At 41.9% G+C, this 6,873-nt stretch carries 5 protein-coding genes; 4 read left to right on the top strand and 1 reads right to left on the bottom strand.

Annotated features, from left to right (window positions below; translation table 11 throughout):
• The first annotated feature begins 413 nt into the window (after positions 1 to 413).
• The 3 genes from BP621_RS09690 (at position 414) to BP621_RS09680 (ending at position 3,359) form a co-directional block, all read left to right on the top strand.
• On the top strand, positions 414 to 1,664 hold the full coding sequence (locus BP621_RS09690) for an NAD(P)/FAD-dependent oxidoreductase (protein WP_292389436.1): 1,251 nt from the start codon (positions 414 to 416) through the stop codon (positions 1,662 to 1,664).
• A 292-nt stretch (positions 1,665 to 1,956) separates the two neighbouring features.
• Positions 1,957 to 3,108, top strand: coding sequence for a Glu/Leu/Phe/Val family dehydrogenase (locus BP621_RS09685; protein ID WP_292389439.1), 1,152 nt, complete (start codon positions 1,957 to 1,959; stop codon positions 3,106 to 3,108).
• A gap of 59 nt (positions 3,109 to 3,167) precedes the next feature.
• Positions 3,168 to 3,359 carry a rubredoxin gene (locus BP621_RS09680; RefSeq protein ID WP_292389435.1) on the top strand — a complete coding sequence of 64 codons (192 nt, stop codon included), beginning with the start codon at positions 3,168 to 3,170 and terminating at the stop codon, positions 3,357 to 3,359.
• A gap of 25 nt (positions 3,360 to 3,384) precedes the next feature.
• Here BP621_RS09680 and BP621_RS09675 read toward each other — a convergent pair whose 3' ends face one another.
• Positions 3,385 to 3,561, bottom strand: coding sequence for a hypothetical protein (locus BP621_RS09675; RefSeq protein ID WP_292389433.1), 177 nt, complete (start codon positions 3,559 to 3,561; stop codon positions 3,385 to 3,387).
• Positions 3,562 to 3,943: 382 nt separating this feature from the next.
• On the opposite strand from BP621_RS09675, the gene BP621_RS09670 reads away from it, so the two are divergent.
• Complete coding sequence (locus tag BP621_RS09670) at positions 3,944 to 6,658, top strand: PAS domain S-box protein (RefSeq protein ID WP_292389431.1); 2,715 nt, start codon at positions 3,944 to 3,946, stop codon at positions 6,656 to 6,658.
• Positions 6,659 to 6,873 lie beyond the last annotated feature (215 nt).

Below are 6,873 nucleotides of genomic sequence, written 5' to 3'. Positions count from 1 at the left end.
CACGGTGAATACATTTATCAATATATGAAGATTGTGAAGCGTGTAAAGTTATGGGATCTAAAAATACTTATATGGACTTTAAGTGATATTAGAGATTTAATTGGAACTCATAAGCTCAATAAGGAGCCAGCCTGATTGAAGAAAGATAACCTGGCAAAGCTTTGTCTTAATTGATGAAGGGAAAATCATAATCCGACAGAAACTTCCTGGTCAATAAAAAGCAACTCTAATCGATAAAAGATCACTCAAATCGATAAGAAAGAATTTTCCAAAAATTGTATAACTTTAGCCATAAATTATGTTTGCAATTATTAGGTTTGCAATTATTAGGTTTGCAATTTAAATATATTTATAAATCTTAAATATATTAAGTTTCCTGCTATGGTAAGGGCTTATTCTCGAAGGTAATACGTATGAAATATGATGTTGTTGTGGTTGGAGCCGGACCTGTGGGATCCACTGCAGCTCGCTATGCAGCACTGAATGGGGCAAAGGTCCTCCTGCTTGAAGAGCATGCGTCCATCGGGTCTCCTGTAAGCTGTACCGGACTTTTGAGCACCAGAGCGGTTGCAGAATGCGAGCTCAAACCTTCGGATGAATTTGTGTTCAATTCCGTACGCGGAGCCTTCGTACATGCTCCGGATGGGCAGTGCCTGCCAATCGATGGAAAGCAGACCAAAGCGTATGTGGTCTCACGGAAAAACTTCGACCGCGCCCTTGCAGTAATGGCTGTGGAAGAAGGTGTGGAACTCTCTCTCAGGACAAGGGCTGTGGGATTCGAAAAAAAGAATTCGGAAACCGAGAAGGAAAGACAGCAAAATTCTCAGGTAAAGCTCAAGATACTCAGGCACGGCAAGCCTGAAACTATCTGCGCATCCGCTGTGATAGGGGCAGACGGTGTAAAAAGCCGGATAGCCAGCTATGCTGGGCTTGAAAAACCTGCCCGAGTACTTCCGGGTATCCAGATAGAAGCCCCATATGCCTCGGATGACAGCGACTTTGTAGAACTTTTCCCAGGTTCTGTTGCTCCTGGTTTTTTTGCCTGGACCGTACCGGTTAATGAAAAAATTTCAAGAATCGCGCTTGCCCTTGAACCTGGGCTTGCCTGGAAAAACGGTCAGAAAGACTGTTCCCCTCTTTCTTATCTTGAGAAATTCCTCCGCTCCAACCCTCATGTAAAAGCGAGATACTCAGGAGGTATGCTTGATTTTGTAGTAGGGGGAATCCCGATAGGCCCTCAGGAAAAAACAGTGTCGGACGGGATTCTGCTTGTTGGTGATGCGGCAGGGCAGACAAAACCTACATCAGGAGGAGGAATCTACACAGGGGCTTTTGCGGCGAAAATTGCTGGAAAAGTTGCTGCACAGGCTGCCCTTGAAGGAGATACCTCGGCAGAGCGGCTTTCCGAATATGACCGTCTATGGCGGAAAGGCCTTGGAAGAGAGCTTGAAGTAGGCATGAAAATTCATGACTACGTAGGGAAGCTGGAAGACAGGCAACTCAATGACCTTATAGGTTCGCTAAACACCCCTTCGATTCTCGACACAATTACCGAGTACGGAGACATGGACCATCCTTCCATCCTTCTGAAAAAGCTCATGTTTTCAGGAAATTCCTTAAGACTCATGAAAGCTTTTGGAACATTCTTAAGGACACTCTTTTGAAATGATCGCAAAATCCATTAAAATTAAGGCTTTTTTATATTTTCTGGTTTCAGATGAAAGGGACAAAAAGGATTTGGAAAGAAACAGAAAGGATTTGAGGCCCACGCTGCTTTTTAAATGTAAGGTGTGCAGAAGGGTCACGTTTCCAGCAGATATTTAACTATCGGAAGCCCATTATTTAAAGGGGGTAACTCTGGTTTTTCGTTCCAAGCTCCTTGAAGACGTTAAGCAGCACCTGTGTATATGTACTGCAGGCCTTAAGCTCACGCCTGATATGGAAGCGTTCTTGGAAATGCCTATGAGAGAACTCTATGTTTCCCTGCCTGTCCGCATGGATGACGGTTCTATAAAAGTTTTTAAAGGCTTTCGGGTGCAGTACAATGAAGTTCTGGGTCCCACAAAAGGAGGTGTGCGTTTCCATCCCGACAATACTATGGAAACAACGAGAGCCCTTGCAGCCCTTATGACCTGGAAATGTGCCCTTCATAAGCTGCCTCTCGGAGGAGCAAAAGGTGGGGTTATTTGCAACCCAAAAGAACTTTCACACTGGGAAATCGAGCGCCTGAGCAGGGCCTATATCCGTGAGATTTACCAGATAATAGGCCCGGACAGGGATATCCCTGCCCCTGATGTCTATACAAATCCGCAGGTTATGGCCTGGATGATGGACGAATACTCGAAACTTGCAGGCAAGAACGTGTTTGGTTCCATTACAGGCAAGCCAACAAGCCTTGGAGGCTCGGCAGGCAGGTACGATGCCACGGCAAGAGGCGGTTTATACACCATAAGGGAAGCCGCAGAAAGACTTGGAATAAGCCTGAAAGCTTCAAGGGTTGCAGTTCATGGTTTCGGAAACGTAGGATATCATGCTGCTTATCTTGCAAAGAAACTGTACGGTTGTAAGGTTGTGGCTGTAAGCGACAGCAAAGGTGCGGTCTTTTCACCCGATGGGCTTGACCCCGAAGACGTTTCAGGCCATAAGCACTCAACTGGTTCGGTGTTAAACTATCCGGGAGCAAAGAATCTAACTAACGAAGAATTGCTAAAACTGGATGTCGAAATCCTGATCCCGGCTTCTCTTGAAAACATAATAACTCAAGAGAACGCGGGAAAAATTAAAGCCAGGATTCTTGCCGAGATGGCTAATGGCCCAACTACAGTCGAAGGAGAAGCAATCCTTAACTCAAAAGGGGTTCATATCATTCCCGATATTCTCTGCAACGGAGGCGGAGTTATTGTCTCATACTTTGAAATGGTACAGAACCAGTCAAGCACACAATGGGAAGAAGAGGAAGTTCAGAATCGTCTGGAGAGAAAGATGAAAGAAGCATATTGGTCGGTATATGATTTCGCCTCAAAAAACAATGTCGAGATGCGTCAGGCTGCTTATACACTTGCTGTCGGCAGGGTGGTTGAAGCCATGCAGCTCCGGGGCTGGATATAAAAACAGGACGAAGACTTGAGTAAAAAATCTTTTAATCTAAAGGACACAGAACACGAATTTTGAAACTAACTGAGGCCCATAAAAACAGGGTGATTCGAATGTACAGATGCGGCAATTGCGGATACCTTTACAACCCAGATCGTGGGGATTCCTCACAATCTATAGCTCCGGATACGCCTTTTCAAAACCTTCCAAAATCATGGAAATGCCCGAGATGCGGAGCCCCCAAAGAAAGATTCAACAAAGTTTGAAGTTAAGCTTGAAAAGCGGTGCATATTATAAATCCTCTTCGTTCATCCTGTTTCTTTCAAAATTCAGGATTTTTCTAATGATTATTTTTTTGGACCCTATCCAGAGCTCCTCATTTTCAGGATAATTCTCCTTTACATACTCAGAAAGCTCAATTATGTTCATATTATCGAGTTTTCTCTTGAGTAGATTGAGATCCTCCACAAAAACACCTTCCTTACAAGTTTAAGCTTTAATCTGGATTTCGTTACTGGCTTCTATATTATTCAAATGTTTTTCCCAAACTTTTGTTCTTTACCAAACATATTTAACTTTTAAATATTTTTAACCAAAAATTCTTTCAGACATTACTGTAAACCTTTTCTAGACTTACAGATTCACAAATATAAGGTCTTTTATAAATACTCATTGTCATTTATATAGGCTCTACAAATCTTTATTCAAACATAAAATTAATTTAGGGTAAATTAGCAGAATATTAATATGTTAGAAAATTTAAGATATTCTCGAGATAATGCTTAAAAAATAGATCTGAGTTTGAACTCTAGCATAAATAAATGTAAAATTTATAGAAATTTACTAAGAAATGAGCAGAGAATCAGCAATTGATGGCTCTGACATAAATCGGAACTACAATATGGGTATGGAAATCGAAGAAAACTGGATGGCCGAGTTTCTGATAAATAGCCCTGGTCCTGTCCTGCGAATAGGGACCGAAGGAACGGTTCTTTACGCAAATAAAGCAGGAGAATCCTTACTTGAAGCTCTTAAAAGTCAGGTTGGAGAAAAAGCGCCTGATGAAATCCTGAAGACTACCAGGCGAGTAGCAGCCCGAAAAAAATCCGAGCAGGACGAACTGAAAGCGGGCGAGAAGATTTATTCAATCGTTTTTACTCCCTCACTTGCCTCCAAAGGCACTATTATATCTGGATTTGAGATCACTTCCTTCAAAAAGGCCGAAGAGAAACTACTCTTAAGAAAAAGAGAGTATGAAGTGCTTTTCCAAATTTCCGGGATCTCTCTCAAAGTCCCGGATTTTCGGGCTCTGCTTGATCAAGCTCTGCCTCTGGTTGCAGCTACTCTTGGCGTAGAATATTGCTGCGTCCTGAAACTCTTGCCTGATGGGAATTTTATATTTGAGACAGGGGTTGGCTGGAAGCCTGAGAACGCAGGTAGGATCATTAAAAAAGATTCAGCTTCAAGAGCTGGCTATACTGTACTTTCAGGCCACCCTGTCCTGTTAGAAAGACTTGATAGGAAGAATTCCTTCAGAATAATGGGCCTTGAGGACTCTCAGAATATAATCAGTGGAATAAGTTTGCTCATAGGAAGTATTGAAAATCCATATGGAGTGCTGACAGCTCACAGCACGAAAAAGGAGAAATTTACCGAGGAAGATACTCGTTTTCTGAACGCCGTTGCAATAATCCTTTCATTTACAGTTCAAAGAAGAGAAGTGGAAGCCGCACTTCAGGACAAGGTGTATTTCCTAGGAACGTTGCTGGATACTATTCCGGCTCCAGTGTTTTACAAAGACCGAGAAGGCATTTATCAGGGCTGCAACGAGCTCTTTGCAAAAATGATTCTTGGAAGTTCAAAAGAAAAAATAGCCGGGCACTCCACATACGACCTTTTCGAAGCACCCTCTTCAGAACTCGAGGAGATTTATGAAAGAATGGACAAGCAATTGTTCCAGAAAGGTGGAAGCCATACTTACGAAACCAAAATGGTGTGCTCTGATGGAATCAGAAGAGACTTCATTTTTAACAAGGCTGTGTACAAAAGTTTCTGCGGGACTATAGAAGGGCTTATAGGAGTAATGCTTGACATTACAGGGCGCAAAAAAATGGAGGAAAAGCTGCAAAAAAGTGAGGAGAGATACCGCATTATTGCAGAACAGACAGGGCAACTGATATATGATATTGACCTGAAAAACGGCCATGTTGAGTGGGCAGGGGCAATTATGGAGCTCACAGGCTATAGTAATAAAGAGATTGAAAATCTGGACTTTTACGACTGGCTCGAGCATATTCATCCGGAAGATTACAGAAGAGTGCAACAGACATTGAAAAATTGCTGGAACACAGGAGAAAAATTCAATGAAGAATTCAGGTTCAAGCGAAAGGACGGGAGCTATATTTGTGTAAAAAATAAAGGAGTGTATCTGCGAGATGACGAAGACTGCATATGCCGGGCTCTTGGGGTAATGGAAGACATTACCGAGATTAAACAGTCTTCAGAAAAATTGAGAGAAAACGAAGAACTCTACAGGTCATTTTTACAGAATTTCAAAGGAATTTCGTTTAAACTTAACAGGAATTTTAATCTCCTCTTGCTTGAGGGAGCCCTTGACGAAATAACCGGATATACCGAAGAAGAATTTATTTCCAATAAAATAAAATTCTTTGACCTTGTTGTCCCGGAAGACAAGTCATTGCTACATCTGATTAGGGATAAAATGGTTTCCTCCCCGAATTCCATTATGGAGTACGACTACAGACTCAGGCGGAAGGATGGAAGTGTAAGGTGGGCTCATGAGTTAATCCACAACGTATGCAGCACTTCAGGAGAAACTGCATTTATCCAGGGGTATGTCTATGACATTACCCAGAGGAAAATCGCTGAGGAAACCCTTGAGAAAGCCGAAAAAATTGGAATGAGAGAGATTCACCACCGGATCAAGAATAACCTTCAGATAGTCTCCTCCCTGCTTAGCCTTCAGGCTGACAAGTTCAAAGACAAAAAGGTTATTGAAGCTTTCAGGGAAAGCGAAAACCGTGTAGTTTCCATGTCTATTATTCATGAAGAGCTCTATAAGTCAGAAAATGCAGCAAGTATTGATTTTGCAGCATACCTCCGGAAACTGACTGCGGACATTCTGCACTCTTACAGAATCGGAAACGAGAAGATCAAGCTTATCCTTGAGGTAGACAGTACGCTTCTTGGAGTTGATACTGCAATTCCACTGGGAATCATAATTAATGAACTTTTCTCAAACTCCCTTAAATACGCGTTTCCAAATGGAGTAGAAGGAAAGATCAGGATTTCCCTCTCCCGAAATGAAATCGGATGTCAAAAAACAGTCGAAGCAGCCGAAAAGAAATTTTCAGAATTGTCTTCAAGTTTTACCCTTGTATACTCAGACAACGGGGCCCGTTTTCCAGAAGAAGTGGATTTCAAAAATTCGAAAACCCTGGGCTTGCAACTTGTAAATGCTCTCGTTGAGCAGATTAACGGAACAATCGAGCTTGAACGAGATAAAGAAACAAAATACACTATAAGGTTCGAAGATAAGAGATAATCCTAAGACAAGGGATAAAACTGATAACATAAAAAATGCCTCCTGTAAACATAAAAAATGCCTCCTGTAACTTACAGTTCAATCGGTTTCAGTGTTAAAACCGAAACTCTATCGGGCTTTCGTAATTGATTTCTCTTTTTATTTATCCTGAAAGCAACCTTTTTGTAGACAACGGTTCTTTTTCAATTCAGAACGTTTTTGTTATATGAGTTTAA

Origin of the sequence: Methanosarcina sp. UBA5, from assembly GCF_002505485.1 — an archaeon.
Lineage (GTDB): Archaea > Halobacteriota > Methanosarcinia > Methanosarcinales > Methanosarcinaceae > Methanosarcina.
The sequence above is the reverse complement of the archived record's forward strand: the minus strand, read 5'-3'. Positions and strand labels throughout refer to the sequence as shown.

Excerpts from the sequence above, each read along its gene's own strand:
- BP621_RS09690 (WP_292389436.1), top strand. The coding sequence starts at position 414 with ATGAAATATGATGTTGTTGTGGTTGGAGCCGGACCTGTGGGATCCACT.
- BP621_RS09685 (WP_292389439.1), top strand. The coding sequence starts at position 1,957 with ATGCCTATGAGAGAACTCTATGTTTCCCTGCCTGTCCGCATGGATGAC.
- BP621_RS09670 (WP_292389431.1), top strand. The coding sequence starts at position 3,944 with ATGAGCAGAGAATCAGCAATTGATGGCTCTGACATAAATCGGAACTAC.